This is a genomic window from Flectobacillus sp., from assembly GCF_049240685.1.
Taxonomy (GTDB): Bacteria; Bacteroidota; Bacteroidia; order Cytophagales; family Spirosomataceae; genus Flectobacillus.
The window spans coordinates 1-1,033 of sequence record NZ_JBMLSD010000239.1; the positions used below are offsets into that span (position 1 = coordinate 1).

A 1,033-nucleotide genomic window follows, 5' to 3' on the forward strand; every position below is an offset into this window, starting at 1 on the left:
AAATGTAATGCTTTTCTTTCAAGATTATAGTTACAAATAAAGTGTTTTATTGCCCCAATATGATTTTCGAGTGACTTTGAGAAACTTAAAGCTTTTCTAACTAGTCTGGATGCTCTTTGTCTTAATGTTGCATTAAAACGCTCAATATAAGCTCTCAAGCCACTGTCTTTACCAACGCCAAAATGATTCTCTTTCCCAAATGGCTCTACATAGGCTTGCCAATAGTCTGAAAAAAAGCCTGCACTACCTTTGAAAATAGCTGGTATTTTTTCATAAAAGAGCAGCGCATCGTCTGCTGAACGCCCTCCCACATGAAAGGCTATAATTTGCCTATTAATAGGGTTAAGAGCAAGCCACAACCACTGTTTATTGCTCCTCTTCCCAACAAAACTCCATAGTTCGTCTAGTTGAATGCCATAAAACTCCACCCTGACACCTCTCTCTTTGCTATACAATTCCCTTACTAACAAATCGTTATTTTCAATATCAACCAGATTCCCTTCAAAAGAGCAGTTCTCTTCTGTAATTACCTCAATTTCTGAGACTTGAATGTATTCTTGTAATGCAATCGAATTTTTTTTATAACCTCTATTTTGGCTATTTCTTCATCCATCCTGTCTGCTAAGTAAACTTCAATATCAGGCAAAGTCAAGTCAGCATTCAAATCATCTGGTAAGTTTTCATACAACTTTTTGATATAAGCTAAAAGCCATTGCTCGCTCACATCGCATACTCGACAAATACCAGATAATGAGATTCGCTCTAAAAGTAATTTGTTGATAAGGATTTTATCAGACTCCGACACAAACCAATCTTGTCCACCTTCTACAAATTGACGGTTGCAACTATGACATAAATAGTTTTGCTTACCGTAATGCGTATGGCCATTCTTCTTTGTTGTTGTACTACCACAGTGACTACAGTTCATTTTACCTTTTTCTACAAAGATAAATAAAGCATTACATTTATAGGACTACCTCGTCCTGTTATCCACAATTAGTCGGTGAATATTCGAATTAACCTTCCTAAAGTA

The 1,033-nt window shown here is 36.1% G+C and carries 2 protein-coding genes; both read right to left on the reverse strand.

The features are described 5' to 3' along the window. The coding region (locus ACOVQ4_RS11050) for an IS1 family transposase (RefSeq protein ID WP_421820704.1) at nt 1–428 on the reverse strand (428 nt) is incomplete at its 3' end. A 98-nt stretch (nt 429–526) separates the two neighbouring features. Then, complete coding sequence (locus tag ACOVQ4_RS11055; protein WP_421820703.1) at nt 527–928, reverse strand: transposase-like zinc-binding domain-containing protein; 402 nt, start codon at nt 926–928, stop codon at nt 527–529. Between the last annotated feature and the right edge of the window lie 105 nt (nt 929–1,033).